The sequence below is a fragment of the Desulfatitalea alkaliphila genome, assembly GCF_022968795.1.
Lineage (GTDB): Bacteria > Desulfobacterota > Desulfobacteria > Desulfobacterales > Desulfosarcinaceae > Desulfatitalea > Desulfatitalea alkaliphila.
Genome location: NZ_JALJRB010000017.1, coordinates 1 through 24,561, shown reverse-complemented (window position 1 = coordinate 24,561; position 24,561 = coordinate 1). Strand labels below are relative to the sequence as shown.

Annotated in this window: 22 protein-coding genes; 14 read left to right on the top strand and 8 right to left on the bottom strand. The window is 60.8% G+C overall.

Annotation, left to right across the window (positions count from 1 at the left end):
* Positions 1-133: 133 nt before the first annotated feature.
* The 3 genes from MRX98_RS14370 (at position 134) to MRX98_RS14360 (ending at position 3,825) form a co-directional block, all read left to right on the top strand.
* The gene (locus MRX98_RS14370) at positions 134-1,357 is read left to right on the top strand and encodes an LL-diaminopimelate aminotransferase (protein WP_246910866.1); all 1,224 of its coding nucleotides are present in this window, start codon (positions 134-136) and stop codon (positions 1,355-1,357) included.
* Between the two features lie 22 nt (positions 1,358-1,379).
* Positions 1,380-2,639, top strand: a complete 1,260-nt coding sequence (locus MRX98_RS14365) for a diaminopimelate decarboxylase family protein (RefSeq protein WP_246910862.1) — start codon at positions 1,380-1,382, stop codon at positions 2,637-2,639.
* 445 nt (positions 2,640-3,084) lie between these two features.
* Positions 3,085-3,825, top strand: a complete 741-nt coding sequence (locus tag MRX98_RS14360; protein ID WP_246910859.1) for a hypothetical protein — start codon at positions 3,085-3,087, stop codon at positions 3,823-3,825.
* 29 nt (positions 3,826-3,854) lie between these two features.
* On the opposite strand, the gene MRX98_RS14355 is transcribed toward MRX98_RS14360, so the two are convergent.
* Positions 3,855-4,796 carry an SDR family oxidoreductase gene (locus MRX98_RS14355; protein WP_246910856.1) on the bottom strand — a complete coding sequence of 314 codons (942 nt, stop codon included), beginning with the start codon at positions 4,794-4,796 and terminating at the stop codon, positions 3,855-3,857.
* Between the two features lie 139 nt (positions 4,797-4,935).
* Here MRX98_RS14355 and MRX98_RS14350 point away from each other — a divergent pair, with 139 nt between their 5' ends.
* From MRX98_RS14350 to MRX98_RS14340, 3 genes are read left to right on the top strand one after another with little or no spacing between them, the layout of a single operon-like run.
* Positions 4,936-5,148 (top strand): uracil-DNA glycosylase, encoded by a 213-nt coding sequence (locus MRX98_RS14350; RefSeq protein ID WP_246910854.1) that lies wholly within the window; start codon positions 4,936-4,938, stop codon positions 5,146-5,148.
* A gap of 45 nt (positions 5,149-5,193) precedes the next feature.
* Positions 5,194-5,436, top strand: a complete 243-nt coding sequence (locus MRX98_RS14345) for a MoaD/ThiS family protein (RefSeq protein WP_246910852.1) — start codon at positions 5,194-5,196, stop codon at positions 5,434-5,436.
* A 3-nt stretch (positions 5,437-5,439) separates the two neighbouring features.
* Entirely contained in the window at positions 5,440-6,303 is an 864-nt protein-coding gene (locus tag MRX98_RS14340; RefSeq protein ID WP_246910850.1) for a HesA/MoeB/ThiF family protein, read from the top strand.
* Here MRX98_RS14340 and MRX98_RS14335 read toward each other — a convergent pair.
* Positions 6,300-8,231, bottom strand: a complete 1,932-nt coding sequence (locus MRX98_RS14335) for an oxidoreductase (RefSeq protein WP_246910849.1) — start codon at positions 8,229-8,231, stop codon at positions 6,300-6,302. The two genes, MRX98_RS14340 and MRX98_RS14335, sit on opposite strands and share 4 nt — an antisense overlap.
* Before the next feature lie 265 nt (positions 8,232-8,496).
* Between MRX98_RS14335 and iorA the strand changes: the two genes are divergently transcribed.
* The 3 genes from iorA to MRX98_RS14320 are packed head-to-tail and all read left to right on the top strand — an operon-like array spanning position 8,497 to position 12,069.
* Positions 8,497-10,353 carry an indolepyruvate ferredoxin oxidoreductase subunit alpha gene (gene iorA / locus MRX98_RS14330; protein ID WP_246910847.1) on the top strand — a complete coding sequence of 619 codons (1,857 nt, stop codon included), beginning with the start codon at positions 8,497-8,499 and terminating at the stop codon, positions 10,351-10,353.
* Positions 10,354-10,360: 7 nt separating this feature from the next.
* Complete coding sequence (locus MRX98_RS14325; protein ID WP_246910845.1) at positions 10,361-10,954, top strand: indolepyruvate oxidoreductase subunit beta; 594 nt, start codon at positions 10,361-10,363, stop codon at positions 10,952-10,954.
* Entirely contained in the window at positions 10,954-12,069 is a 1,116-nt protein-coding gene (locus tag MRX98_RS14320) for a S1C family serine protease (protein WP_246911109.1), read from the top strand. Before MRX98_RS14325 ends, MRX98_RS14320 begins: the two co-directional genes overlap by 1 nt.
* A 127-nt stretch (positions 12,070-12,196) precedes the next feature.
* Here the strand turns inward: MRX98_RS14320 and MRX98_RS14315 are convergent, their stop codons facing one another.
* The gene (locus MRX98_RS14315; RefSeq protein ID WP_246910843.1) at positions 12,197-13,888 is read right to left on the bottom strand and encodes an ATP-binding protein; all 1,692 of its coding nucleotides are present in this window, start codon (positions 13,886-13,888) and stop codon (positions 12,197-12,199) included.
* A 566-nt stretch (positions 13,889-14,454) separates the two neighbouring features.
* Between MRX98_RS14315 and MRX98_RS14310 the strand changes: the two genes are divergently transcribed.
* From MRX98_RS14310 to mepK, 3 genes are all read left to right on the top strand, one after another.
* The gene (locus MRX98_RS14310; RefSeq protein ID WP_246910835.1) at positions 14,455-14,916 is read left to right on the top strand and encodes an Hsp20/alpha crystallin family protein; all 462 of its coding nucleotides are present in this window, start codon (positions 14,455-14,457) and stop codon (positions 14,914-14,916) included.
* A gap of 33 nt (positions 14,917-14,949) precedes the next feature.
* Positions 14,950-15,360, top strand: coding sequence for an Hsp20/alpha crystallin family protein (locus tag MRX98_RS14305; protein ID WP_246910833.1), 411 nt, complete (start codon positions 14,950-14,952; stop codon positions 15,358-15,360).
* 490 nt (positions 15,361-15,850) lie between these two features.
* Entirely contained in the window at positions 15,851-16,396 is a 546-nt protein-coding gene (mepK, locus tag MRX98_RS14300; RefSeq protein ID WP_246910831.1) for a peptidoglycan L,D-endopeptidase MepK, read from the top strand.
* Here mepK and MRX98_RS14295 read toward each other — a convergent pair.
* The 5 genes from MRX98_RS14295 to MRX98_RS14275 all read right to left on the bottom strand — a co-directional run bounded on the left by MRX98_RS14295 (position 16,342) and on the right by MRX98_RS14275 (position 21,460).
* Positions 16,342-18,141 carry a L,D-transpeptidase family protein gene (locus MRX98_RS14295; protein ID WP_246910828.1) on the bottom strand — a complete coding sequence of 600 codons (1,800 nt, stop codon included), beginning with the start codon at positions 18,139-18,141 and terminating at the stop codon, positions 16,342-16,344. The genes mepK and MRX98_RS14295 overlap by 55 nt on opposite strands.
* A 22-nt stretch (positions 18,142-18,163) precedes the next feature.
* A complete protein-coding gene (locus MRX98_RS14290) occupies positions 18,164-18,622 on the bottom strand; it encodes a ferritin-like domain-containing protein (protein ID WP_246910825.1) in 459 nt (152 codons plus the stop codon).
* A gap of 210 nt (positions 18,623-18,832) precedes the next feature.
* The gene (locus tag MRX98_RS14285) at positions 18,833-19,915 is read right to left on the bottom strand and encodes an AI-2E family transporter (RefSeq protein WP_246910822.1); all 1,083 of its coding nucleotides are present in this window, start codon (positions 19,913-19,915) and stop codon (positions 18,833-18,835) included.
* Positions 19,916-19,928: 13 nt separating this feature from the next.
* Positions 19,929-20,273: a cupin domain-containing protein gene (locus tag MRX98_RS14280; RefSeq protein ID WP_246910819.1), complete on the bottom strand. Its 345-nt coding sequence runs from the start codon at positions 20,271-20,273 to the stop codon at positions 19,929-19,931.
* Entirely contained in the window at positions 20,270-21,460 is a 1,191-nt protein-coding gene (locus tag MRX98_RS14275; protein ID WP_246910816.1) for a THUMP domain-containing class I SAM-dependent RNA methyltransferase, read from the bottom strand. The genes MRX98_RS14280 and MRX98_RS14275 overlap by 4 nt, the downstream gene beginning before the upstream one ends.
* Positions 21,461-21,615: 155 nt before the next feature.
* On the opposite strand from MRX98_RS14275, the gene MRX98_RS14270 reads away from it, so the two are divergent.
* On the top strand, positions 21,616-22,722 hold the full coding sequence (locus tag MRX98_RS14270) for a DUF362 domain-containing protein (protein ID WP_246910813.1): 1,107 nt from the start codon (positions 21,616-21,618) through the stop codon (positions 22,720-22,722).
* Between the two features lie 78 nt (positions 22,723-22,800).
* The gene (ssb, locus tag MRX98_RS14265) at positions 22,801-23,265 is read left to right on the top strand and encodes a single-stranded DNA-binding protein (RefSeq protein WP_246910810.1); all 465 of its coding nucleotides are present in this window, start codon (positions 22,801-22,803) and stop codon (positions 23,263-23,265) included.
* Positions 23,266-24,561 lie beyond the last annotated feature (1,296 nt).

Sequence of the window (24,561 nt, the reverse complement as noted above, 5' to 3'; positions counted from 1 at the left end):
ACCAAAAGGCAATTTTTGCATATCCATGCGGGGATTGACCCTTTTAGGACCCGACAATACATTACCGCTTGTTTTGTGCGCGGTCGGTGAAACGGTGCTCGCCGCCGAAACACAACGGAGACAAGGACGACCCATGATCCGCATCAATGACCACTTTCTGAAACTGCAGGCCAGCTATCTGTTCGCCGACATCGCCAAGCGGGTGGAGCACTTTCAGGCAAGCCACCCGGACAAGGCGATCATCCGGCTCGGCATCGGCGATGTGACCCACGCCCTGCCCGATGCGTGCATTCGTGCCCTGCATCAGGCCGTCGATGAAATGGCCCGGGATCAATCCTTTCGCGGGTATGGACCGGAGCAGGGATACGCCTTTTTGCGAGAGGCCATCGCCCGGCACGATTTTCAAAGCCGCGGCGCCGAAATCGAAGCCGACGAGATTTTCGTCAGCGACGGCGCCAAATGCGACACCGGCAACATCCAGGAGCTTTTTGCCACCGATATCCGCGTGGCGGTGCCCGATCCGGTCTATCCGGTCTATGTGGACACCAATGTCATGGCGGGTCGTACAGGAATCTATCGCAACGGGGGTTACGAGGGGCTGGTCTATCTCGCGTGTACCAAAGACAACGGTTATGTGCCCCGTCTGCCCGATGCGCCGGTGGACCTGATCTACCTGTGCTTTCCCAACAATCCCACCGGCGCCGTCATTACCCGGGAACAGTTGCAGACTTGGGTCGATTACGCCCGCGAGAACAAGGCCTTGATCCTTTATGATGCGGCCTATGAAGCCTTCATCCGGGACGACCGGCTGCCGCGCTCCATCTATGAAGTGCCGGGCGCCCGGGAAGTTGCGGTCGAATTTCGCAGCTTTTCCAAAACCGCCGGCTTCACCGGCACCCGCTGCGCCTACACCGTGGTGCCCAAGGCGTGTCAAGCCTACGGACCGGACGGGCGGCCGGTGGCCGTGCGCGACCTGTGGAACCGCCGCCACGCCACCAAATTCAACGGTGTCTCCTACCCCGTCCAACGAGCGGCCGAGGCGGTCTACTCTCCCGAGGGCCAACGCCAGGTGCGGGAACTGGCCGATGGTTACCTCAAAAACGCCGCTTACGTGCGCCAGGCCTTCAGCGATATGGGATTCGATTGTGTGGGTGGCGATCACTCCCCCTATGTGTGGATCGACGGTCAACGTGATTCCTGGGCCTTTTTCGACTTACTGCTGGACAAGGCCGGCGTCGTGTGCACCCCCGGCGCCGGATTCGGCCGCTGCGGGCAAACCCACATCCGCATCAGCGGATTCAACAGTTTTGCCAATGTACAGACAGCCATGACGCGGATTCAAGCCGCCCTGCAATAATCAGTAGAAAGATGACGACGCCATGCCCATGAGCCCCGACTACAGAGACCGCCTCTTTCCCATCCTGCCCGAAGTGGCCGCCCATTTCGGCACGCCCTTCCACATTTACGACGAAACGGGCATCCGTGAAACCGGCACACGCCTGCGCCGCCTGTTCGCCCGGCTGGGCGGCTTCCAGGAATATTATGCCGTCAAGGCGCTGCCCAACCCGCGCATCCTGCAAATCATGCAGGAGCTGGGCTTCGGGTTCGACTGCAGTTCGGTGGCCGAACTGCTGCTGGCACGGCAGGTGGGCGCCCGGGGCGAGGCGCTGATGTTCACCTCCAACAACACCAGCGCCGAAGATTTCCACACGGCCCTGGCCGACGGCGGCAGCCTGTTGAATCTGGACGACATCTCGTTGGTGCCCAAGGTGCCGCGAATGCCGGAAACGATTTGCTTTCGCTACAACCCGGGCCCGCGTCGCAGCGGCAACAGCATTATCGGCAACCCGGTGGAAGCCAAATACGGCGTTGCCCACCACCAGTTGATCGACGCTTACCGCGCGGCCATGGCGCGCGGCGCGCGGCGTTTCGGCCTGCACACCATGCTGGCCTCCAACGAACGCAATCACCTCTATATGGTGCAGACCGTCGAAATGTTGCTCGAAGTGGCCCGCTGGATCGGCGCGGAGCTGGGCATTCGTTTCGATTTCATCAATATGGGCGGCGGGCTGGGCATCGCCTACCATCCCGACGAAGCGCCCTTCGACCTGGAAGCGATGGCCGACGGCATTCTACGGCAGCTCGATGCCTTCGGCGCCGACCAAGGGTACGTGCCCCGCCTTTTCATGGAAAGCGGCCGCTACATGACCGGCCCCCATGGCGTCTTGGTGGTGAGGGCCATCAACCGCAAAGAGATCTACCGCACCTACATCGGTGTGGATGCCAGCATGTCAGCCCTCATGCGGCCCGGCATGTACGGCGCCTATCATCACATCGAAGTGCCGGGCAAGTCGGCCGATCTGCCCGTCGAAACGGTGGATGTGGTGGGCTCGCTTTGCGAAAACAACGACAAATTCGCCTTGCAACGCCCGCTGCCGCCCATCGACGAAGGGGACCTGCTGGTCATCCAGGACACCGGTGCCCACGGTCACGCCATGGGGTTCAATTACAACGGCAAGTTGCGCCCCAAGGAGCTGTTGTTGCGCGCCGACGGCCGCGTGGAGTTGATCCGCCGCGCCGAAACCGTGGAAGACTATTTCGCCACCCTGCAGTTCGAAGCACAAACGCTGTTGCCGTAGGGGCAGGGTATGCCGCATTATCGTTATTCCACCCGAAGGGGCACGGCATGCCGTGCCCGGCGATGGATGCAATTGGAAGGTTACCCGTGACCTTTCGGAAAGATGGGGCAGACACCGATCAAGGTGTTGACCTTTGGCCGAAAAAGGATTAGCTTTGCCCGTCTGTGCCATGACAGAGCATCTTGATCGGGTTGACACCCGAAAAAAAAGCCCACATGGCAGAACGACATCACTAAAGTCATAATCCGAAAAGACCGATATACTTGGCACACAGCCGAACCGCATCGATGCAGAACCCCCTTCCTTGTCGTTACTAAGATTCGCGTCGAGCCAAACCCAGCGGCCTTATAGAATGGTGCGCATTGCGCGTGCAATAAAGGCGGCGGTGAAACAGACGGCCGAGGTGTCGGCAACACCGGGGGCACACCCCCAAGGAGACCATTGAATGGATGATTTTTTGCACAATCTGCGCAGCGGCAAACTCAAACAAGCCGATCGACAAAATCGCTCCTACGGCGACCAGCACAAAGGCGGCCAGCGGCGCAATATGCCGGACCGACGCAAGCGGGACGGCGAAAACAAAGAAGTCTGCGAGCGGTTGCAGGCCATCAAAGAGATTCTGGAAAACCTGGCCGCCACCCAGAAGCGCTTGGCCGATGCCTTCATCGAACGCAACCGCACCGAAGCACGCCGGAACAAGGCCATGGAGATGATGACGGAAAGCATTTACCGCCTGCTCTTTCCCGATGCGGAAAACGCCGGTCGACTGCTTGCCGCCGCATCCTCAGCGGCCGACCCATCACAGGAGGCATCCCCTCCGGCGACTGAGGCACCCCAAGCGGCAGCCTTCGTCAAGCCAACCGACGACGCATCACCGACACCTTCCGGAGAAAAAATGGAAGAAGTGCCGGTCGCCGCAAGCCAACCGAGTGCGGAGGCCGTAAAAGATACCGGGGAAGATAAAGTAGATAAGCAGGAGGAGCGCCAAACAGCAGATGGCGGTCTGAGCGAAACGGATCGCGATAGGCTCTTCGCCGTTATTCATCAAATGCGGGCAGAGGGAAACAACTGGGAGCGCATCGCACGCCACATCGCAGCCCAAGGTTATCCCACCCTATCCGGAAAGGGTATCTGGCGCGGCGTGACCGTCAAAAACCTTTACAATAAGATGGCGGCCCCTGCATAATCAGCCCCCTGCCGCAGGAATGGCATGCCTTATCGGCGGCACCAGTCGAAGGTGCGCCGCAACCCTTCCTCGAAACGCACGACGGGCTGAAAGCCCAAAGCATCCCTTGCCCGTTGAATACTGGACAAGGAGTGGCGTATGTCACCCGGCCGGGGCGCCTCATGGCGTGGGTCCGCCGAGACCCCGGCCAGGGCGGCAATGCTATGCCACAGTGCACTGATGGCGACCGATTGGCTGGTGCCCACATTGAACACGCGGCCCGGGGCATCCGGGTGGGTCGCCGCCAGCATGTTGGCCTGCACCACATCTTCCACAAAAACAAAATCCCGTGTCTGGCCGCCGTCACCGTAAATCACCGGCGCCTGACCATCCCGGGCCCTGGTCATGAAGATGGAGATGACACCCGAATAGGGCGACGAGGGATCCTGGCGTGGACCGTAGACATTGAAATAGCGCAAACACACCGTTTCCAGGCCATACAACTTGAAATAGAGATCGGCATAGTACTCGTTGGTCAGCTTCTGCACCGCATAGGGACTCATGGGCGCAGGGGTCATGGACTCCGTTTTGGGCAGCTGCGGGGCGTCTCCGTATACAGCGCTGGAGCTGGCCATCACCACCCGCCGCACGCCATGACGGCGGGCGGTGTCGAGCACCTGGATCGTTCCCAGGTCGTTGATCCGGGCGGAAGACACCGGTTCCTGGACCGTGCGGGTGACCGACACCACGGCAGCCTCGTGGAACACCGTATCACATCCGGGCAAGCACTTGTCCAGCAGGGCGTCGTCCTGGATATCACCCTCGATGAAATCGATACGGTCCATCACTGCTGCCAGATTGGCGACCGAACCGCTGGACAGGTCGTCCATTACCGTCACGGCACACCCGGTCCGCACCAGTCGATCCACTAAATGGGAGCCGATGAATCCGGCACCACCCGTCACCAACGCCTTCTTGATCTCCAATGCCATTGCGCACTCCTCGATGGTGGCCCTTCGTGAATGGCATGCGGCGGTCCGCTACTGCCTTCTCTACTTGTCATGCCGCGCTATCGTTAGTATGGCATGAAAGAGGCGTCAACTCTTTTTCTGCCATACTACGGATGAGGAAATGACCGACAACGCCCCCATCGACTGCCACAAATGCCGGCACTATTATGTGACCTGGGAGAAGGCCCATCCCCACGGCTGTCGTGCCCTTGGCTTCAAGAGCCGGTTTCTGCCCGGTGCGGTGGTGCGCAGCAGTTCCGGCACGACCTGCCTCTATTTCGAGGCCCGGCGTCGCACCAAGACCGCCTCAGGGCGCCGTGGGCGCCGAACATAGATCAGCTATCACAGACCAGCTATCCATCGACCGGAGGGATGCTCCATGAACCAGACGCCGACCACCATCGATCTAAGACTTTTCGCCACCCTGGCGAAATACCGTCCGCAGCAAGAAGCCCGGCAACCCATCCGGCGAGGCATGACCGTCGCCCAATTGATGCAGGCCCTCGACATTCCGGCATCGGAAGTCAAATTGATCTTCATCGACGGCGTGCGCGCCGAATCCGACAGCCCGCTGCAGGGCGGCGAACGGGTGGGTCTCTTTCCACCGGTGGGAGGAGGATAGGCGATGCACCAAAGCCTGTTGGAAATCGTGTCTGAGCACATCGAATCCCCCGTGGCGCCCGACGACACCGTTCGGCCCGTCCTGACCCTGGACCAGGGGCGGCGGATCGCCGACACAACCGGTGCCTCTTTGCGCAAGGTGGAACGCACGGCCCTGGCCGCCGGCGCGCTGCCCGAACGCTATATGCGCAACAGCCGTTCCTATTCAGTTGCCGACCAGATCCGGCTGTGCGACGCCCGGGTGGCCGTCATCGGTCTGGGGGGATTGGGTGGGGCGGTGGTGGAAATACTGGCGCGGGCGGGCGTGGGCGCCCTGGTGCTCATGGATGGCGACCGGTTCGAAGCCCACAACTTGAACCGGCAACTGTTCAGCGATGAAGCCCAGCTGGGCCAATCCAAGGCGACCGTGGCCGCACGGCGTGTGTCGGTCGTCAACAGCACCGTTCAGGTGACGGCCCGGGCCGAGTATATCAACGACCGCAACGCCGCCGAGCGGATCGCCGGCTGCCAATTGGTGATCGATTGCCTGGACAATATCGAGGCCCGCTTCGTGGTGGCCCGGGCTGCCCGGCAGACCGCCATTCCCATGGTTTCGGCGGCCGTGGCGGGCTCGACCGCTCATGTGACCACCATTTTTCCCGATGATCCGGGCCTGGAGGCGATTCATGGCCCGTATCATGCGCTCAAGGACGCCAAAGGAGCGGAAACGGTTCTGGGCAATCTGCCCCAAACCGTGACCATGGCCGCCGCCATGGAGTGCTCCGAAGCGCTCAAGGTGCTCACCGGCCGCACGGACCGACTGTTGCGCAACAAATTGTGGATCATGGACCTGAGCGACAACACCTTCGAGGTGCTGTCGCTGGTTTAAAGCGACCTGCCCAACTCCTCTCCCTCGCTGACGGCATACATCAGATGACGCGGTTGTTTGGCGTCCCCGATGAAATGGCAGGCCACATCCCGCTGCCGCAGCAGGTTGGCCGCCTCCCGCAGCGGTGTGAAACGATCCGCCAGCACGACGGTGTCCAGTGCATCCAGGTGCTCCGGCCGGCCTTCAACCGTGAAATCGACGCCTTTGTCGGCGAAACGGGTCACCACCACCTTCTTGAAAAGGACGACCCGCCCCCGGGCAAGTCGCTCGCGCAGGTAATAACGGTCGTTGCTGGACATCTCCTCGCCGAAATGGGCCTTGGGGTGCAGCACCGTCACGGCCTTGCCCTGTTCCGCCAGGTGGTCGGCCAACACCAGGCCGGCCTGATTGCCACCCCACACGACCACCCGCGCACCGGTGGCGGCCTGTCCCGAAAACACCTCGGTCACGGTGCAAATCTGCAGCGACGATTGGTACAACCCCTTGAGCATGGGCATTTCGGGCAAGCTGCCGGTGGCCATCACCACCACATCGGGCCGCACTTCATCCAACAAGGTTTGATCCAGGGGCGTCCGCAGGCGACAGGCCACACCGAGCCGCTCCAGCTCCGCCCGGAAATAGATCAGCAAATCGCCCAGATCGCCTCTTCCGGGTGCCTTGGCCGCCAGGGCCAACGCGCCGCCCAGGGTGCCCTCCTGCTCGCAGAGAGTGACGGTGTGCCCCTGCACAGCGGCCATGCGCGCGGCCGCCAGGCCGGCCGGACCGCCCCCCACCACCAGAACCCGGCGGGCTTGCGCCGCGGCCGGGGTATCGCCGAGCAAGTACTCGCGGCCCACATCGGGGTTGACCACGCAGCCGCCGGGCTCCAATTGGAGCACCGTATGGATGCAGCCCAGACAACATCCCACACAAGGCCGAATGCGGTCCACCTCGCCGGCCGCCGCCTTGCACGGCCAGTGGGGATCGGCCAGCAGCGAACGGCCCAGGGCCACCACATCGGCTTTGCCGGATTGAATCAGCTCATCGGCCAAGGCCGGGGATTTGATGCGGCCCACCGTCACCACGGGGCACCGCACCCGCTCCTTGACCGCCACCGCCAGATCGACAAAGCAGCCCTGAGGCACGTACATGGAGGGTATGGTCAACTGTTTGCTGCCGTATACCCCCGCCGACACATGCAGATAGGCGACCCCTTCGCTTTCCAGAATCGGGGCCAGGCGCAAGGCATCGGCCAGGGTCCAGCCGTTATCGATATAGTCCTCGCCGTTGATGCGAATGCCCACGGGAAAAGCGGCGCCGCACTTGTGGCGGATGTCGGCCAACAGCGCCATCAAAAAGCGGATGCGATTTTCAAAGCTGCCGCCATAGGCATCGGTGCGATGGTTGCTGTTGGGCGCGAAGAACTGGTTGATCAGGTATCCATGGGCGGCATGGATCTCGATGAAGTCGAACCCGGCCGCCTGGCAGCGGCGCGCGGCGTCACCGAAGGCACCCGCCAGCATCCCGATTTCCTCGATGGTCAGGGCGCGGGGCGTACCCTTGACCACCGCCGGGGCGGGGATGGCGGAAGGGGCCACCTTTTCATCATGGTAGGATTGCCGTCCGCCGTGCATCAACTGCATGCCCAGACGGCAATCAAAGGGGCGCACCGCCTCGGCCATGCGCGCCAGGGCCGGCACGCAATCATCCTCCCACAAGGCCGGCAGATGGGGCAGTTCGACGCCCGAAGGGTGGATGCCGCCGCCGCCCACCAGCATCATTCCCACGCCGCCCCGGGCACGGGCCACCATGTATTGAATCAGCGAATCGGTCACATAACCATGGTCGTCCACACCGAAATTGATACTCATGGCCGACATGAGCAAACGGTTCTTAACGGTCATGGTGCCGATTTGAATGGGCTGGAACAGATGGGGATAGGCAGTCATGGGCCTCCTTGCGAGCAAAAAATGAATTTGACTATTGAATCTTCCTATAGACAATGACGACTATTCATTGTCAACATAAAATAGCACGTACAAAAAATTCTGCATGGTGCGTACTTAACACTGAAAACTTAAAACTATCGATTTCACGTACTATGGACAAATCGATCAATCCATGTCATGTTCGGCACCGCGTCTCGGCGGTGAGGTGCCGGGTTTTTGGACCCGCCGCCGCGTTACGCTGACCCAATTCAACAGAGGAACCGAAATGCACAAACTACTCCAAAATGATCCGGGCGCCCGCATCCTGCTGCTGGGCAACGAAGCCATCGCCCGGGGGGCCCTGGAAGCCGGTGTGGCCTTTGCCACCACCTACCCCGGCACGCCGTCGTCGGAAATCTCCCTGAACCTGTTCCAGATTGCCCGCGAAAGCGACCTCTATTTCGAATACAGCACCAATGAAAAGGTGGCCTTGGAAGTGGCCGCCGGTGCCGCCAATGCCGGCCTGCGCACCCTGTGCATCATGAAGCACGTAGGGGTGAATGTGGCGGCCGACCCCTTGATGACCTTGGCCTATGTGGGCGTCAGAGGAGGTTTGGTGCTGATTTCGGCCGACGACCCCAACATGTTCTCCAGCCAGAACGAACAGGACAACCGCTATTATGCCAAAATGGCGGGCCTTCCCATGCTGGAGCCCTCATCGGTGCAGGAGGCCAAGGAGATGATCGGCCAAGCCTTCGAACTGTCCGAGCAGTTGGGCGAGCCGGTCCTTCTGCGCACCACCACGCGCATCAACCACTCCAGCGCCTTCGTGGATTTCGGCCTGCTGCGCAAACCGGTGACCAAGGGTCACTTTCAAAAAGACCCGCTCAACTATGTCACCGTACCGGCAGTCTCGCGCAAACTGCACGTCAAGCTGCTGGAGAACCTGGCCAAGGCCGAAGCGATCTCCGAGCAGAGCCCCTTGAACAGGGTGACCGGCCAAGGTCGCTGGGGGGTGGTTTGCAACGGCGTCAGTTACAACTATGTGCGCGATGCGGTGGCTGATTTGGAGTTGACGGACAAGGTCGCCATACTGCGCATCGGCATGTCCAACCCCCTGCCGGCGGCCAAAATCAAGACTTTTCTGGCCGGGTGCGACAAGGTGTTGGTAGCGGAGGAGGGGGAACCCTTCCTGGAAGAGGCGGTCAAGGCCCTGGCCCAGGAAGCGGGGTTGACGCTGCCCATCAAGGGCAAGGGGGAGGGGCTGTTTTCCCGATTGTACGAATTCGACCCGGCCTTGGTGCGCGGCGTGTTGGCCGCCTATTTCGAAGTGCCCTACACACCGCCGACGCGCCTCGATCTGTCCGGGGTGCCGGAGATGCCGGCCCGGCCGCCCAACCTGTGCGCCGGCTGCTCCCACCGGGCCACTTACTATGCCATAAAACAGGCGGCCCGGGGCATGGACACCATCTATCCCACCGACATCGGCTGTTACACCCTCGGTTTTCTGCCGCCGCTGAGCATGGGGGATTTCGTCATCTGCATGGGCTCTTCGGTCAGCTCGGCCTGCGGCTTCTCCCGCGCCACCGATCAGAAGGTGGTGGCCTTCATCGGCGACTCCACCTTCTTCCACTCGGGCATCACCGGGTTGATCAACGCGGTGCACAACAACCACAATTTCACCCTGGTGATCCTGGACAACGGCACCACCGCCATGACCGGGCACCAACCCCATCCCGGTGTGGACATGGACGCCCTTCAAATGCAAGGCTACCACCACGTCTCCATCGAGGCGGTGGTGCGCGCGGTGGGCGTCGAGCACCTCACGGTCATCAAACCGTTCAAGGTGCAGAAAAGCATCGAACAGATCAAATCGGCTCTATCCCACAAGGGGGTGTCGGTCATCATCTCCCAGGAGATCTGCACCCTCTACGCCCGCAGTCTCAAGACCCTCAAGGCGCGGCCCTTCCAGGTCAGCGACCGTTGCAAGAACCATCGCACCTGCATCAGCGAACTGGCCTGCCCGGCCTTTTACCTGGAAGGCGAAAAGGTGCGCATCGACGCCAACGTCTGTGTCGGCTGCGCCGTTTGTGCCCAGATATGCCCGGAAAACGCCATCGTCCCGGTCAAGGCCAAAGGATAAACTGCTTATGGAAACCATTCGACTGATCATCGTTGCCGTCGGGGGCCAGGGCAACCTGCTGGCCTCCAAGATTCTAGGTGAAGCGGCCTTGTTGGCCGGCGTACCGGTTAAAATGAGCGAAATCCACGGCATGGCCCAAAGGGGCGGCGTGGTGGAGTCGGCCATCGTGTTCGGCCCGGCCCACAGCAACCTGATCGCCGACGGCGAAGCCGATCTGCTGCTGGGTTTCGAACCTTCGGAAACCTTGCGGGCCCTGAACAAATGCAACCCCGGCACCACGGTCATCACCAACCTGGCACCCCTGCCGCCCTTCACGGTCGCCATCGGCAAAGGCACCTATCCGGACCTGGACCGTCTGCAGACGGTCATCCGGGCCAAGACCCGGCAATTGATCGCCTTCGATGCCGCGACCCTGGCCAAGGCGGCGGGCAGCATCCTGAGTCTCAACGTCGTTTTGTTGGGCGCCCTGGTCCAGACCGGCTTGCTGCCTGTCACCGCCCAACAGGTGCAGCAAGCGATTCGTTCCAAAACAAAGCCCGACTTTGTGGATCTCAACCTCAACGCCTTGGATAAAGGCATGGCAGCAGCGCGCAAAGTGTGATGCGACCGCCGGCATCCTCCCTTCATCGCCTTTACCGCAAGGCACTCCTGCTCCTTGTGCTCGGATGGCTGTTGGTCTGGTGGACGGCCGCGGCCGCCGGACCGGTCTACCGCTATCAAAAGGACGGCGTGTGGTATTACACCGACACGCCCCCAGCCGATCCGCCCGGCGAGATTCAGAACCTCACGCCCGGTCTGTCGGTCGCCCCACCGGAAGGCGGTCAGCGGCCGGTGCTGGTCATCGATTACCCGACCCGCAACCCCATCGAGACGGCCACCGCCGCCACCGTTGCCGTACAAAGCACATTGGGCGCCGGCAGCGGTTTTTTCGTCACCACCGCGGGGCACATCCTGACCAACAAGCACGTGCTGCGAACCACCGAAGCCCAAACCAGCCAAACCCAAGCGCGGTTCCAAGCGGTCGATGAACGTATCGCCGCCGTCGAACGTGCGCTGGACGACGAGCGGCAGCGACTGCAAACCGCGCGCCAACGGCTGGCAGCCATGGCAGAAGCGGCCCGGCAAGAACGTCATCCCCAGCGGCGACAGGCTTATCAGCAGGATTATGCGGCGCAGCAACGCAGCTTCGACAACTGGCAAGCGGACTTCAAACAACGGGAGGAGCGGTTCGCGGCGGAAAAGCGGCGTGTTCGCGACAGCCGCCAGGACTATCACTACAACACCAGTCTGGCCGATCTGGCCCAACGCTTCACCATCACCCTGGCCGACGGCACCACCCGCTACGCCCATCTGCTTTCGCTGAGCGCCCGACACGACCTGGCTTTGTTGAAACTGGACGGCTTCCAAACGCCGGCGCTACAACCCGCTGCGGCCGGGCGGGTTGCCCAGGGCGATCCGGTCTATGCCATCGGCAACCCGGCGCGACTGCAAAACTCGGTCACTTCCGGCGTTCTCTCCGGTGTCCAACAAGGCTTTTTGCAAACCAACGCCCAGATCTATCCCGGCAACAGCGGCGGTCCCCTGGTGGATGCCGAAGGCCGTGTACTGGGCATCAACACCTTCAAATCCCTGACCCATAAGTTCGAGGGGCTGGGCTTCGCCATTCCCATCCATACCGCCCTGGAAGCCTTCAAGGATCATTTGGCAACTCGCTGAAGATGCCCCCAAGACAGGTCTTTGATAAAGGTGCCCGTATTCTGGTCGCGTCGTGCCCGCAAGGGAACATACGGGTGGCCGGTGCCGACCATGGAACATTCGGCGAAGTTATGGCGTTGGGTGCTTTTCAGGTTCCCGGTGGTTTTTCGGGGAAGGCCAAGGTAAAGGTCGATCCCTTGCCCACTTCGGATGCTAAATGGATGGTCCCGCCCATTTTGTCCATGAACTTCTTGACCATGGACAACCCCAAGCCGCTGCCGCCCGTGCCCTTGGTGCTGTAAAACAGATCGAAAATGCGGGCATGGTGATCGGGAGAGATGCCGGTGCCGTTGTCGGCCACGCTTACCTCCAACCACCCCTGTTCGTTGATCCGAGTGGAAACCACAATGCGCCCGCCCGGCTGCTCCTTGACCGCATCGATGGCATTGACCACCAGGTTGATGAAAGCCCGCTGGAACTGGCTCCCATCCATCAACCAGCGCGGATTGTCGGGCGAAAGTCGCATTTCCAGGGCGATCCCTTTGTTGACCAGGCTTTGCTCGAAAGCCTCCCGGTGGGACAGGATCAATTGGTTGATCAAGGTGGGACGCGGCGCCATCTCCTGCTCGCGGGCATAGGCCAGCATGTTGACCGCCAAATTGTTGATGCGGGTGAAGCTCTGGGTGATATAGCGCCAGCTTTTCTGAATGCGCGGGTCTTCGAGGTCCCGCAATTGAAGACCCAGCAGATCCAGGGCGTTCTGATTGAGGGTCAGAAGGTTTTTGATGTTGTGGGCCAGGTTGGTCATCATCAAACCGATGGCGGCCATGCGCTCGTTCTGGATCAACTCCTGCTGCAATTCGATATTCTCGATGCACAAGGCCAACTCGTTGGCCACGGCGGCGGCGAAGGCCACATCCTGTTGGGTGAACGCCTCCAGAATGTTGTGGCCGTCGACATAGAGCATGCCCATCACTTTTTCACCCTTGAGCAAGGGCACCACCAGGATGGCATTGAGGTTGTGGATGCGGATGGACTCGGAGTCCTGGAACCGGGAATCCTCCGACAAGTTCTGGCTGACCAGCACCATCCGCTCGCTGAGCACCCAATCCACGATGGTCCGACTGATGGGGATGGAGCGCTCCGCGGCCTGCGGGTCGCGCATCTTGACGGCGCTGATCTTCAAGGTGCCGTCGGCCTGCCCGCCCAACATCACCACCCCCCGCGCAGCCGCCGGGATGGCCGTCAGGATCAATTCCAGACCCTTTTGTAGTATCTCTTCCGTCACCCGCGTAGAACGCAACTTTTCGCTCAATTGATACAGCAAGGAGAGCCGCTGGTGGGCCAAGGCCGCCTCGCCGGCCTCGACCGCCGGCAGGCCCACGGATGGCGGAAATATCCCCAGGGCCGCCGATGCCGCCGTTTGGGCCAATAGCTCGGACGGCTCAACGCTGTCCTCGGTGATGGCGACGGCATCGTTCTGGGAAAAAAGGGCGGTCAACGGGCCGCTGCGCGCAGGATCCGCCTTCATCAGGAAAAGGAAAGTGCGATCACCGAAGGAGATCTTGTCATGGTGTTTGAGCACGCCCGAACGGATCTTCTGTTCGTTGAGAAATGTGCCGTTACGGGATTCCAGATCGGTCAGGACGTACTGCCCGTCTTGAACGGCAATGGTCGCATGCCGCGGCGATACGGACCCCTGCAGGATCTGGATGGAGTTCGCCACGTCCCGGCCGATGGTGGTCTCTCCGGTCTGAATCGGCACCGGCTTTGAAAAGGACTCCGCAGGATAGGGAATCAAATAAGCTTCCGAAACACTGTTGGCGGCGGTGCGCATCATTCCGATTCCTTGGCGTAGACCATGCATTGAACCGCATGGGGATCAAAAGAGCTGCCGGATAAAACGCCAACGGCAGGCGAGTCGCTCAGGGCCATGAGCCCTGCGAGCAGTCGGTTATCGTCAACTTGTTCAATCCGGTGGTCCCCTACCATCCGCCACGAAACCATAATGTCGCGGCGAATCCTGTGAAGCCGAGCCTCTTACAATACCCTTAATGAGCATACTATCCTAATAATTCGAACAATTGTCAAGGACTGCGGCACTCTGCACAACTGCGCGGGGCCCCCCTACAGCGACCACCCACCGAATCCTGCGGCGACGTTCGACCGGTAACGCCCATATTACTTCAGCCGTGGGTGGATCTTCAAATCGGCAAATGGATCCAAGATGCAATTACTGTAGTTACTATTTAATGATTAGTAATGCCACCAATTCTTTCAATTCATGTATTGACAACAAATAATTCGTTTATAATTTTGCGGCAACAAGCATCGATGCCGTCACAGGGCATGCAGCGCGAGCGATGTTGCATGCCGACAACACCACCAGCAAAAAGGAGGTTCATCATGTTCAGTCCCCGATTCTTTGGTCCCGCCGGCTTCGGTCCATTGCGCATGTTTGATGAACTGAGCCGCATGCGACGCAACATGGACCGTTTGATGGAAACCTATGGCGACCGGCCGGCCTATGCACCGAGCGCAGGTGTTTTTCCGGCCATCAATGTGAGTGAAAGCGACAGCCACTACACCCTTCGTGCGGAACTGCCCGGTGTGGGCGTCAATGACCTGGACATTACCGCCACAGGCAGGAATCTGACCATCTCCGGCGAACGCAAATTGGCGACGGAGGATGCATCGGCCCGTTACCACCGGCGTGAACGCGAAGGCGGACGCTTTTCCAGGGCGCTGGCCATGCCCGGCGACATTGATGCCGATCGCATTGAAGCGCGCATGGCCAACGGCATTCTTACCCTGAAAATACTCAAGGCCGAGTCGGCCAAGCCCCGTCGCATCCCCATCGGCAGCTAATGCCCCGTCAATGATGGAAAGGAGGAATCCGCCATGACCGAAACCACCAGCAACGAAATGAAAGTTCAGGAGAAGAAGGAGGTCGCCGCGCCGGCCGAACAAACCCGGCCGGGTGTCCTCTTCTCGCCCGATGTGGATATTTTCGAAACCGACCGGCAAATCACCCTTTTGGCCGATCTGCCGGGCGTTACGCCCGACCAGCTGACCATCGACCTGCGGGACGATGTCCTGACCATCACAGGAGATGTGCCATCAGCGGCCGGACCGGAGGAAAAAGCGCTTTTCACCGAATACGAAACCGGCCGTTACTACCGGCAATTCACCCTTTCGGAAGTGATCGACCAGGCCCGTATCGAGGCTCAGCTCAAGGATGGCGTACTGCGATTGAACCTGCCCAAAGTGGCCAAAGCCACACCACGCACGATCACCGTCAATGCCGGATAGGGACAATGGCAAGCGTACCGTTTTTCGGGGGCGGCTTACATCCACGGTTCAACGTGGTGCAAGCTGCCTCCCGTGACGGTTGGTACCGGCGCATCCGTTGAGAGCCGCCAAATGAATGACGACCCCGAGGTTCATCGGCATTGGATTCTCGACTTCGACCGATCAGCCCCCCAAACCTCCGGAAGTACACATCATTGCACACACCGTTTCATTCTTGTAACCGCAGACCGCTGAACGATCCGCGCGACGACACGCCACCCCCGGGCGCACCCATTGCCCAAGGGCGTCGGCACTTGCTCCACGCCGCCGCATGATGTATATATAGCCATTCTCCGCAACGGAAAGGCGGCAATCGGCGACAACCACCAGGGCTTCATTCTCTATTTCGGCACTTAATTTGCATACCCTGCATCCAGCCATCAACCGAAAGGATCGTCGCCCGCCGCAAGGCACGCGGACACCGGCAATCCGAAACAGGGAATGACAGCGCATGCAAGGATATCACCGAAGGGATTTTCTTAAAATTTCAATGGCCACACTGGCGGCAGCAATCTTGCCCCGCACGGCCTTGGCGGCGATTCAGGCAAGTGATGAACGCCGCACCCTCTCTTTTTACAACACCCACACCGGGGAACGCATCAAGACCTGTTATTTCGAAAACGGCGATTACTGCCCGGACGGCTTGGCCCGCATCAACCATGTTCTCCGGGACCATCGCACCGGCACAATTTCGGAGATCGATCCGCACCTCCTGGATCAACTACACGCCATCAAACGGAATGTGCAGACAGACCAGCCGTTCAGTGTGATCTCCGGCTACCGCTCCCCCCAAACCAATCGCCAACTGCGCCAAAACGGCGGCGCCGTGGCGCGCAAGAGCTTCCACACTATGGGCCAGGCCATCGACGTGCGGCTGCCCGGTCTGAGCACCCAACGGCTGCGCCGAATAGCCCTTGATTTGAAAGCAGGCGGCGTCGGTTACTATCCGCGCTCCGATTTCGTCCACCTGGATACCGGCCCTGTACGCAGCTGGTGATCCTGGCCGCCCTCCATCGGCAGACGTTGCCGTAACGCCCTGTCAAGGACGCGATCACGCTCGTAGATATCGTCACGGAACTGCAGCGTACCGTCCTCTTCCACCCAGGCCGTCATATACAGCAAATGAACCGGAATTCGGAAAGCGAGCGGCACCACGCGTCGTTGCCCAGCATCCAGGATCGATTGGATGGCGTCGTAGGTCCAGCGCGGGTTTTCCATCAGCAGATAATGGGCCAATGCGGCCGCATCTTCCACCCGGATACAACCGGAGCTGAAGTCCCGTTTCGATCGTGCGAACAAACCGCGCCCGGGTGTGTCGTGCAGAAATACCGCGAACTTGTTGGGCATCATGAATTGAATCCGTCCCAAGGCGTTCATCGGCCCCGGGGCCTGCACCAGGCGAAAGGGAAATCGCTTGGCGTGATAGGCGTGCCAATCGATCTCCCACGGATCAATGGCCGGGCTGTCGGCGTCCCACCCGCGATAGATCCGAATACCTTGGGTCTCCAGGTAGGTCACGTCCTGCTGGATGCGCGGCAGCATGTCTTCCACCGCGATGGTATGCGGCACGTTCCATTGGGGATTGAACACCACATGGGTCAGGGGGGCACTGAAGACCGGTGTCTGTCGATGGGGCCGGCCCACCACCACCCGCTGCCGCATGGTCACTTGTCCGTCTTGCACCACCCGCAGATTGAAATCGGCCGTGTTGACCACAATGTACCGATCCCCCAGGTCATTGGGCAACCAGCGCCAACGCTCCAGATTGAGTTCGATCCGGCGTACCCTTTCCTGCACCGTCACATTCAGCGCCCGCAGGGTGTTGCCCCCCACCAATCCGTCCGATACCAGTCCGTGGCGCTTTTGGAATCGGACCACCGCCGCCCGCAGATCCTCATCGAAGATCTCGGGCGCCTCGGGCCACGCTTCGGCCGGCAAATCGCCACCGATGATCAACCGATGCCGCAACACCAGGACCCGTGCATCCTGGTCTCCACTGCGCATGGTGGGCCCGACCGGTATGAGGGGCCAGCCACCCTCCAGCGCCAAGTCTCGCATGGCCTGCAACGCGACCCGTAAACCGCGGTAACCGGCATGCAAAGGCCGTATATCGTCAAGGAACCGGTGGATCCGATTTGCCGACACCCCCTCCTGCAACATTTCCAACAGATCGATGGCGGTTTCACTCAGCACCCAGTCGGCGTGCAGGGTTTCCGGATTGACGCGACCCCGCGCCAGATGGGCGCCGAGCAACAGAAAGGCATCGGTCAGGAGAAGATCGATATCGGCCCATGCGGCCGGCGCCGCTTCCAGGCTTGTGCCTTGATCGCGCTGCAGGGCGGCCAACAATCCCGACACCGCATCCAGGTGATAGTCGCCGGGATGCAACCCGTCCGCCTCCGCCTGTCGAAGCTCACGCATCAGAACATAGGCCGCGGGACCCAACCCTCGATCGTCCAACCATACGGGCACATGGTCCCGCGCGGCATAGAAATCGGGAATCCACCGGATGCCGCACACCAACTCACCACGACAATGAAAGCCCTCCGCGCTGTCCCGCTGGGCGATCAGGTCCCGCAACCGGCCAGCCACCGCCGCCAAAGGCGCCTCGGATTGCGCGCCGGCCGACGTCGCCGCAAGACCGGCCCCCACCAGCACAAGGAGCCCCCAAAGCGCGGCCAGCGGCCAGCGGCGCTGTCTGAGCGCACCCCCTGCGGGTGCCGCCTTCCCACCGTTATCCATCACAATCACATCCACACCCCGCTTACCACACCTCCGGATACCCGATATCCACGAAAGCATTTTCCATTTTGGCCTTATGCCCGCGCTCCATGGCGGCCAACTCGAAGAACACCTTCTGCTGCGCCGCGTCGGTGCACGCCTCGGCCAACCGGGTGTAACGCTGCATGGCGGCCTCCTCCTTTTTCATGGCCAGGGCGATGGCATCGGCGGGCGACATATCCATGGACAAGGGCGGCGAAGATATCACCGTTTCGGCCACATGGTAATCGAGCACCGTCGGAAAATGGATCGCCATATCCTCCTTTTCCCGAAACCCTTCCAAAATCTTGCGATGCATCCCCTCCTCATCGGCCAACGCGCTGAACAGCTCATTCAGAAAGGGGCTCTGCACCTTTTCGGCCACCTCCTTGTAGAACCGTTGCGCCTCGATTTCGCCTTCAATGGCATCATCAAGAATGTCGCGATAGGTCTGCTTGTCCATAAACATGGCCTCCCTTTGGTGTGTCCGAATGGTTCCGCCTTGCCCACTGCCGTCATTTCCATTCTAACAACGTCGGCGAATCTGTCCACTATGATATTCGGTAAAGCGAGGGTGGTGGCCTTGGTGGGCAGTTTTAAGTTTTAAGTGTTAAGTGTTAAGTTGAAGGAATTCTGCCGGTTAGAGTTGGTTGGATGGAGTGGATTGCACTTACTACCCAACTTCGCGATCCTCAACCGACCCATCTGTGCCACCGGATATCCCACGGGCCGGCGGGCCGACCCGGACGATCTTTTCCGGGCCGAGCAAGATGGCCAGCCAGCGGGTGTCCGGCCGACTGTCAAGGGCGATTTTGGCGGTGATGGTCAAGGGTACGGAGAGCAGCATGCCCACGGGCCCCAGCACCCAGCCCCAGAACAGTAGAGAAAGAAAGACCACCAGGGTGGAAAGGCCCAGGCCGCGGCCCATGAAACGCGGTTCGACCACACTGCCGATGATCACATTGACCGCTGCAAACCCGCCGGTGGTCAGCAGCGCCGGGGCCAGGCCATCCTGCACCAGAGCCAGCAACACCGGCGGTACGGCGGCGATGATGGAGCCGATATTGGGCACGAAATTCAAACCGAAAGCCAACAACCCCCACAACAAGGCATAATCCACGCCCAATACGGTCAGCCAAAGGGCGATAATGACCCCCGTGGCCAGGCTGACCCATGTTTTGATGGCCACATACCGTTTGACATCGTTCAAAAATCCCTCCCAGCGCGCCAAGGAGGCGTCGGGATTGCCCATGATCGTCTTGATTTTGGCCGGAAAACTGGCGGCCTCCAACAACATGAACAGCACTGTCATCAGAATCAGAAAACCGTTGGTGAGCACATTGCCTAGGCTGTTGAGCAGGGTGCCCGCCAAGCGCATGGCGGCGCCGGGATCGAAGATGCGGTCCAGGGCCAAGGCGCTTGCATCGACCCCATGTCCGTCCAGCCATGCCAGCGTCCCCTTGGTCTGTTGCGCGATCTTTTCCTGGTAGGCGGGCAAGTCGCGGGAAAAATCGCTCACCGACTGCCCCACCAGGGCGGCCAACAGGGTGATGACCACCACCATGGCCACCACCACGATGAACAAGGACAAGAAGGGGGGAACCCCCTTGCGCTGCAACCAGAACATGGGCGCCGCGCTGATAATGGCGATGAAGGCGGCCAGCAGAAAAGGCACCAGGATCACGGTGGCGGCTTTCATGCCGGCCACCACCACCACGAAGGCGGCCAACGTCAACAGCACTTCCGATGTACGCACTTTTCCCTCCCCACTACTGTACGCTGGGCATCATGTGGATGGCCAGCCAAACCGTCTCCTGGTCGGGGTCCGTCCAGGAGACGCGGTGTTTCGTCCGGGCGGGGATGCGCACCCAATCACCGGGGCCCATGGCGACCGGGGCGGCGCATCCGGCGAAGACCAGCTCCGCGGCGCCCTTGATGACCACGACCCACTCATCCCATTCCTGGTCATACCAGAAACCGGCCTCGGACCGATGGCCGCGGGAGACAATCCGCTCGATGCGGGTCCTCCCGTCGGCCCACATGGTTTGCAACCACTCCTCGGGCAGATCTGCGGGAATCCCTTCAAACAGATTGCCTCTGTTCCAGCTGCTCATGTCGTATCCTCCATCCGCCCGACCAGCAATTGCAAGGACAAACCGCCGTGCACCAACGGGAAGGGTTGCAGCAAATAAGGCAAGGCGCTCTCCAGTAAACCGTCGGGCGCCAGCAAGGCCACATCCCAACCGCGAAAATCGCGTTGCAGCTTGCTCAGCAAGCGCCGGTAATAGGCCAAGGGATCGGCGGCCGGGGACAACCGGCGGCCATAGGGTGGATTGAGCACCACAAGGCCGGGTATGGCACCAGGGCCGGCCGATACCTCCGGAACCATTCCGAAAAAATCGCGGCAGGCCACGCGCACCGCATCGGCCAAGCCGTTGGCGGCCACACAGGCGGAAAGTTGGCGGCACGCCGTCTCATCCAAATCGGAAGCCAGGATCAGGGGCTGCGACAGTACCCGCTGCTGCATCGCCGCCATTTTCAGCAAATGGCGCCAGCGGGACGGCTGGAAAGCGGGCCACTGCATGAAGGCGAAGGATCGACGACTGCCCGGCGCCACCTTTTTGGCCATCAGGGCCGCTTCCAGGGAGAAAGTGCCGGCTCCGCACATGGGATCGAGCAAAGGTCGGCCCGGATCGTAGCCGGCCATCCGCAAAACGGCCGCCGCCAGGTTCTCGCGCAACGGCGCCCGGGCGCCATGGGTCTTTAATCCGCGACGGTACAGATGCTCGCCGCTGCTGTCCAGCGAGACCGTCGCCCGATCGTCCTCCAGGCGAATCAACAAGGTCTGCCCCGACCCCCCGGACAAGGGCACCGCTTGCGCCTGCCAGCGGCTTGCCACCGCCGCGGCCGCCCGCTGGGCCAGCGCACCGGTGTGGTAGAGCCGGGATCCGCGGGCCACCGCTTTGCATTGCGGTACGCAGCCGGACGGCAGGTAGTGTTCCCAGGCCACCGCCGCGCACTGTTTCTCCAGTTGCCTGAAGTTGGTCGCCTTGAAGGCCGTCACCCGCAACCAGATCCGAACGGCGGTACGCAGGTGCAGATTGGCACGGTAGAGATCGATCAACCGACCACTGAATGCCACACCGCCGGCCGTTTCGCCTTCGACCCGGATGGTGTCCGAAAGCGCGGCCAATTCCGCGGCGCACACCTTCTCGGCACCCGGCGCGGTCACCGCAAGCATTTGATGCCGGGGGGCGATCACATGCCGCTTGATCTGTTTGTCCAATCGTACGGCAGCCATCTGCCTGCATATCCGAGGTTTGAAAAGCTCTTGATTAAGCCCGGCATCGATAATAGAGTGGGCGCTGATTGCTGGTGCCTTATCAGCCGCCCGCGCATTTGTAAACGACTTGTACCCCGACCCTGAAACCCCGGTGACCCGACACACATCGACCCATGAGCAAGGTATTCATCCGACAAGCTGGCTACGATCCGCCCCTTCTGCGACAGCGCATCGACGAGATGCTCGACAGCATGGGGCCGAACTGGATCGCGCCGGGCACCCGCGTGCTGATCAAGCCCAACCTGCTGCTGCCGGCGGCACCGGACAAAGGCATCGTCACCCATCCGCATGTCGTCCGGGCGGTTGCGGCGCATGTCCTCGACAAAGGCGCCCGGGTGCAGATATCGGACAGCTCCGGCACGGGCAGCTTCCGCAAGGTGGTCACCGAAACCCGCTACAAAGAGGTCCTGGAAGGGCTGGATGTCACCCTCACCCCCTTCGAAGCCTCGGTGGATGCCGACATCGGCGAGCCCTACGGCCGGATCCCCATCGCCCGGGACGCCATGGAAGCCGACCTGGTGATCAACCTGGCCAAACTCAAGACCCATGCCCAGATGTATCTCACACTGGGCGTGAAGAACATCTTCGGCTGCATCGTGGGATTGCGCAAACCCGAATGGCACATGCGCGCGGGGGTGGACCGGCGGCGCTTCGCCCGGCTGCTGGTGCAGATTCACCAGGCCGTGCGGCCCGCCTTCACCATCGTGGACGGCATTCTGGCCTTGGAAGGCCAGGGGCCGGGGCGCAGCGGCCAACCGAGGCAACTGGGACTGCTGGTGGGCGGCGCCAACACCCATGCGGTGGACAAAACCATCTGCACGTTGCTGGGCCTGGCGCCTGAGGCGCTGCTCACCTACGCCGAGGCACGGGCAATGGATCTGTTCGACGGCCAGGTGCATGTCAACGGCGATCTGAAGATCATCCCCGATTTCCGATTTCCCGCCCTGCACTCCCTTAGCCTGGGCACCGAAACCCTCAGCCGCTTCATGCGTCGCTACGTCATTCAGAAACCGGTGGCCGACAACCACCTTTGCAAATTGTGCGGCGAGTGCTGGAAGATCTGCCCGGCAACCGCCATCTCCCATAACACCCGCGGCGTGATCTTCGACTACGACCGGTGCATCCGCTGTTATTGCTGCATTGAAGTGTGTCCCCACGCGGCCATCCACGCCAGGGAACCCTTGCTGGGCAGGGTACGGCGACACTTGATCCGGGATTGAGGTGCGTGCCGCCCACACCCTTTTTACCCAACGCCGAGGGCAATCGTCTTCATCACCAAGAAGAAAGGAAGGTAATGCATGGCAGGAGTAAACAAAGTCATCATCGTCGGCAATCTGGGCCAGGATCCTGAAATCCGATACATGTCCGACGGCACCGCCGTGGCCAACTTCAGTGTCGCCACCTCGATGACCTGGAAAGACAAACAAACCGGTGAAAAGAGAGAACTCACCGAATGGCACCGCATCGTCGCCTGGCGGGCCTTGGGCGAGCTTTGCGGCAAGTATCTCTCCAAGGGGCGGCAGGTTTACGTGGAAGGCCGGCTGCAAACCCGATCCTGGGAGAAGGACGGCGTCACGCGCTACACCACGGAGATCGTGGCCAACGAGGTGCAGTTTCTGGGCAGTCGCGACGACGGCGCCCGCGGTCGCAACGACGGCGGCCGAGGCCGCCCTGCCGGCAATCGCAGCGGCTATCCCGATGAGGACCGGGGCTATCCCGAGCCCCCGATGGCCGATACCCGCGATGACGACATCCCTTTCTAACACAAGGTGACCCAGTGATTATCTTCTCCATGACCACCGACCGAAACACCGGACCTGACTTGAATCACTGCCGGACCCCATAAAAATGCCGCTGGATGCGACCGCCCCATCGGCCGCATCCAGCGGTATCCAAAGAAAACCATCCATGCCGCGCTGCCGGCTTGCCCCTCACTCCGTCACGACGGCATCGCACACATACCGCTGCACCGGATCAACACATTCATACACCGGCCGAAGGTCACCATCGAATGCAACCCGCCCATCCCCGGCCTGCAACCGCCCGCAATACGCCGCCTCCAATCGCAGCACCCGCTTCAGATCGGCATCGGCCCAAATCCCCACTTGCAAAGACCGAGTCGAAGAAAATTCAATGGCGGCCCGAGTTACAGAGCAGGCCAGGCATCGCGAGCTACACCCGATGGGCTCGCTCGCCTGCCCTGCCTCTATAACTCGGAAACGTACCAGCTTTAAGTTAATGAATTCTGCCGTTTAGATGTGTGTGCGGAAGTGGGGTGTCGGGGTGGCACCGGCAACTGGTTGCCGAAGGCCAGGAGGTTTTTCCCAAAAGCGACGTCAACCGTACACCCATCACCCTGTTCAACAGATACCGGGCGGCAGAGCTGAACTGCCAGGGCGGTCTTGTACCCTAGTGACCGAACCAGCGGCAACCGGATGGCTTGTGCATGTGGCATGAACGCTATCAACCTTGCCGGTGGCGAAAGTGATGCACATAACCTCTTGTTGCTGCGCCACACTGGCAACCAGTTGCCAGTGCCACCCGCGGGCAGAACCACCGCCAAGCAAAGCGATGATACTTGTCAGCGCAATAGTTGCCAAATGACCACCCATACGAATGCGTTTTCGATGCATGAGGTTCCATTCTAAGGCAGTCGGGCATGCCTTTTGGGCAATCGCATGTAGAAATCAAGTGAAAGTATTTTGATCAGACAGCCATTGTCACACGCCGAGGGCCCTGGCGGGCCAGTTTTAAGTTTACCGTTTAAAGTTTTAAGTTGATGAATTCTATCGATTATATGGGGTTGAAAGGTTGCATCAATCGATTATGATGGTGATCATGCGCAACCCCTTACAGCGGCCTCGACCATAAAGGGTCTTTTTCCAGGGTAAAAGTGACATTGCATGTTCTCGCACGGAGGCGGGTGGGTCGGGGGGTGGGTGATGCAATGCGTGCAGGCACATAGGGGCCGTTATGGGGTGGGCGCAGGGCGTTCGGCCCGCACCTGTTTGAGCGCAGCGAGTTGTGCGGGCCGCCCGGAGCCCACCCCATTACGGCCC

Bases quoted from the DNA above. Each gene is read 5' to 3' on its own strand.
- MRX98_RS14305 (WP_246910833.1), top strand. From the start codon at position 14,950: ATGACCGAAACCACCAGCAACGAAATGAAAGTTCAGGAGAAGAAGGAG.
- MRX98_RS14340 (WP_246910850.1), top strand. From the start codon at position 5,440: ATGCACCAAAGCCTGTTGGAAATCGTGTCTGAGCACATCGAATCCCCC.
- MRX98_RS14355 (WP_246910856.1), bottom strand. From the start codon at position 4,796: ATGGCATTGGAGATCAAGAAGGCGTTGGTGACGGGTGGTGCCGGATTC.
- iorA (WP_246910847.1), top strand. From the start codon at position 8,497: ATGCACAAACTACTCCAAAATGATCCGGGCGCCCGCATCCTGCTGCTG.
- MRX98_RS14370 (WP_246910866.1), top strand. From the start codon at position 134: ATGATCCGCATCAATGACCACTTTCTGAAACTGCAGGCCAGCTATCTG.
- MRX98_RS14360 (WP_246910859.1), top strand. From the start codon at position 3,085: ATGGATGATTTTTTGCACAATCTGCGCAGCGGCAAACTCAAACAAGCC.
- MRX98_RS14325 (WP_246910845.1), top strand. From the start codon at position 10,361: ATGGAAACCATTCGACTGATCATCGTTGCCGTCGGGGGCCAGGGCAAC.
- MRX98_RS14320 (WP_246911109.1), top strand. From the start codon at position 10,954: ATGCGACCGCCGGCATCCTCCCTTCATCGCCTTTACCGCAAGGCACTC.
- MRX98_RS14275 (WP_246910816.1), bottom strand. From the start codon at position 21,460: ATGGCTGCCGTACGATTGGACAAACAGATCAAGCGGCATGTGATCGCC.
- MRX98_RS14315 (WP_246910843.1), bottom strand. From the start codon at position 13,888: ATGATGCGCACCGCCGCCAACAGTGTTTCGGAAGCTTATTTGATTCCC.
- MRX98_RS14365 (WP_246910862.1), top strand. From the start codon at position 1,380: ATGCCCATGAGCCCCGACTACAGAGACCGCCTCTTTCCCATCCTGCCC.
- mepK (WP_246910831.1), top strand. From the start codon at position 15,851: ATGCAAGGATATCACCGAAGGGATTTTCTTAAAATTTCAATGGCCACA.
- MRX98_RS14280 (WP_246910819.1), bottom strand. From the start codon at position 20,273: ATGAGCAGCTGGAACAGAGGCAATCTGTTTGAAGGGATTCCCGCAGAT.
- MRX98_RS14270 (WP_246910813.1), top strand. From the start codon at position 21,616: ATGAGCAAGGTATTCATCCGACAAGCTGGCTACGATCCGCCCCTTCTG.
- ssb (WP_246910810.1), top strand. From the start codon at position 22,801: ATGGCAGGAGTAAACAAAGTCATCATCGTCGGCAATCTGGGCCAGGAT.
- MRX98_RS14310 (WP_246910835.1), top strand. From the start codon at position 14,455: ATGTTCAGTCCCCGATTCTTTGGTCCCGCCGGCTTCGGTCCATTGCGC.
- MRX98_RS14335 (WP_246910849.1), bottom strand. From the start codon at position 8,231: ATGACTGCCTATCCCCATCTGTTCCAGCCCATTCAAATCGGCACCATG.
- MRX98_RS14295 (WP_246910828.1), bottom strand. From the start codon at position 18,141: ATGGATAACGGTGGGAAGGCGGCACCCGCAGGGGGTGCGCTCAGACAG.
- MRX98_RS14290 (WP_246910825.1), bottom strand. From the start codon at position 18,622: ATGGACAAGCAGACCTATCGCGACATTCTTGATGATGCCATTGAAGGC.
- MRX98_RS14350 (WP_246910854.1), top strand. From the start codon at position 4,936: ATGACCGACAACGCCCCCATCGACTGCCACAAATGCCGGCACTATTAT.
- MRX98_RS14345 (WP_246910852.1), top strand. From the start codon at position 5,194: ATGAACCAGACGCCGACCACCATCGATCTAAGACTTTTCGCCACCCTG.